The organism is uncultured Campylobacter sp., from assembly GCF_938045225.1.
Classification (GTDB): domain Bacteria; phylum Campylobacterota; class Campylobacteria; order Campylobacterales; family Campylobacteraceae; genus Campylobacter_A.
Window position 1 is genome coordinate 1 of sequence record NZ_CALINL010000251.1, and the last position, 2,874, is coordinate 2,874.

The 2,874-nt window shown below is 40.8% G+C and carries 2 protein-coding genes; both read right to left on the minus strand.

The window, feature by feature from the left end; all coding sequences use genetic code 11:
* Nucleotides 1-368: 368 nt before the first annotated feature.
* Entirely contained in the window at nucleotides 369-2,000 is a 1,632-nt protein-coding gene (locus Q0200_RS08910; protein ID WP_297940483.1) for a hypothetical protein, read from the minus strand.
* Nucleotides 1,975-2,385: a hypothetical protein gene (locus Q0200_RS08915; protein WP_295140999.1), complete on the minus strand. Its 411-nt coding sequence runs from the start codon at nucleotides 2,383-2,385 to the stop codon at nucleotides 1,975-1,977. Before Q0200_RS08915 ends, Q0200_RS08910 begins: the two co-directional genes overlap by 26 nt.
* Nucleotides 2,386-2,874 lie beyond the last annotated feature (489 nt).

Here is a 2,874-nt window from a genome sequence, read left to right on the forward strand (position 1 = left end):
TCAATACCATATATTATTTTTTATAATAGAAAAGTAGCGGAAAATCTATTATTGTATTTCGGAAAATCTATTATTGTATAAGAGGAAAATCTATTATTGTATTTCGGAAAATCTATTATTGTATGATGTCTAAACCCCTTGGTACCACGGCTCTAGCGAGACCCTAAAAGATATAAAAGAATTTAAAAAAGAGGTTAAAAGAAAACTTCGCCGCAAAAAATCGCAAAAATTGGCTTAAGCACAATCGGAACCCGGGGCGTGTGTACGTGCTTGTGCTTACGCACTGCGCACCGCCCCCTTACCCCCTATTCCGCCTTGCTTATGCGCTAAAGCGCCGCAAGGCTACCTCTTTTAGAGGATAATGTGAATTATCTGCTCAGCCCCATACCGCTACCGCTACGTTTGCGCTTTTCTCGGTCTTGCTCCTCTTTTTGCTCTAGAATCAGTCGTTTTGCATGCTCGATAAGGTTGCCAATAGTTGATTTAGCTCGTTCGAATAGCTGTTCAACTGCTCTTCTTGCGTCTTGATATAGTTTTCGTATCGCGTCATCTCTTTTTCTAATAGCTCGATATTCTGTCCATTGCTTTGTATTTTCTTCGTCAAGTCGTCTATAACGCTCTCGTATTCGTTCCTGATGTTCTGCAGCAGCTCGTTGATTTCTTTTTCGTCTGTCGCTTTCCAGTCGTTTAGCCTCATCGCTAGATCGTTGCTGTAGTCTCGCTCTTGTTTCAACTCTAGGAGCAATTGCTTGACTTGCTGCGTCAATCTCTCGTTTTCTGTTATCAATTCCTCTTCTAATGCCGTCATCATCGCTTAATCCTCGATCGTCTTGATGTGTATGTAAGCCATATTGCCATCCGTTTGTACTTTCTCTTTGGGTATTTCGAGGAAATAATTGGTCGCTTTTTTGCTCTTGGTTCTCTCGACGTATCTCATTTCCTGCGGAATTTGCCACTGCGTCGCCGGGTTTATTTTGTTCCAGGTTATCCATATGCCCGAGCCTGCTCCGATCAGCGCGAATAATATTGCCGTTAGAGCCAAGGTCGTCCATTTGTAGGCGTTGGTCTGCTTGGCTGAGTGTTCTATCTTTCTGAATGTCGATTCTGCTTTTTGCTCGATGCTTTCTAGTTTTGAGTTCAAATTCTCCGATATTGTATTCATCTCGCTTTGATACAAGTTCGTTAATTTGGTCTCGGTATTGTTGAATTTCTGATTGAATATCTCGGTTATGATATTGACGTATTCTTCGGATTGTTTCTGCGCCGCGCTCTTCAAGCTCTCTAGCGTCTTTGAAATCTGCATAAATTCCCCCTTGAAGTCTATTTTTTTTGGTGCTGCCCGGCAGGATCACAGTGATCGAGTTTTTAGTCTCCCGGCTGATTTGTATATTTTCATTGCGTAGCAGTTCTAGCATTTGAGCCCTGCTTTTAATCATTCCAGCTTCTACTAGCTCGTGTAATGTTTTATCCAAAGCTTCAACGTTTGCGTAGTTTTTAATGTCTTTTTTGCTTGCGCTTATAGTATTTTTTCTGCCAGGATCGTCAGGATCGCTAAAGCCGTATTCGAGATTTACGGCTTTTTTCCAGAGATCGATCCTGGTAAGGTCGGGTTTTGAGTAGAAAAATGGATTAAAGCTCGTTCCCGTGACCAGGTCTATTTTAGGGATGATGAAATTTAGCTCCAACCTACCGCCTTTGTCTTCGTGCTGCACCCACAAGATATTTACGCGCTCTTTCATAAAGTCGCCTAGCAGCGTGCGTTCAAAGTCGGCCATTATCTCTAGCTTAGTTTGGTCTGATATCTTTGCGGCGCTTTCTTGAAAGCTTAATACCCCGAAACACACCTTTTGTTTTTTTGAAATTTGGCTTATTATAGCCCTGGTTTGAGCCTCGTCGCCCTTTAAAATTTTTGCCGTACCCTGCTGTACTCTTTCGTTCAGAACGTAATTAACGCTACCTATACCGCCGCCGCTTTTACTGGGTAGAAATTTGACTATCATCGTTTTTTGCTTTTTGCTCGTCTTGATGTTTGCTGTTTAGAAGCTTATAGATGCCCCTTAGGGCTTCAAACGACCTTGATATAATACTTAACCCTACCTTGTCAAGACTTTCGCCCTTGTTAAGCCTCGTAGCGATTTGATTGAGGTTATTACCTTGGCGCGATAACTCAAGGATTAGCTCTTTTGTGAGCGGCGTTTTTGTAAGGGATCGCGATAGCATCGAATTTACGGCGTATTTGGTAAAATTTACTCCACCGTTCTCATCCATTTTTTCTTGAATTTTACTCCACTCCTCCGGCGTAAGACGCATTATTTTTGTGATGGTTCTGGTTTTTCCAGCTCTTTTTTTGCTTTTTGGAAAGCTTTTGTTCTGATCGTCAGTCATTACTCCTACCTCTAATCCAACTTAAAATTTCGCTTAAAAAACATAAAGGTATGATAACTCCCAGCGAACAGGCTAATAGAAAAAAGACTGAAGAAAATATCAGCCAGTCTAGCATAAAGACGATACCTAGTGCTACAACGTATATGCAGCAAATTAAAATTTTATTTTCTACGGACGAGTTATCAATCAAATTTAAACCTCTCAATTGCTACGGCGCGAGCCGCTTAAGGGGGGTTAAGGGGGAGGGATTTGCCCCCTTACGAGCACCGAACTATACGAAATGCGAAAGCATTGCGTATATACGGGCGGTATGCTCGCCCTATATTTTATTATTACTATATTAATGATTATTATAGCATGAAAAAACCAGTTTGTAAACTTTGAATACAAGCTGAAGTTAAGCATATTTTAATAAAACTATATGATTTAAGAAATGTATTATTTCAGCTAGAAAAACAACAATAAGAGAAAAAGAACAGTATAAGGAGC

What these genes read in the sequence shown, in the direction of transcription:
- Q0200_RS08910 (WP_297940483.1), bottom strand. Translation starts at nt 2,000, where the DNA reads ATGATAGTCAAATTTCTACCCAGTAAAAGCGGCGGCGGTATAGGTAGC.
- Q0200_RS08915 (WP_295140999.1), bottom strand. Translation starts at nt 2,385, where the DNA reads ATGACTGACGATCAGAACAAAAGCTTTCCAAAAAGCAAAAAAAGAGCT.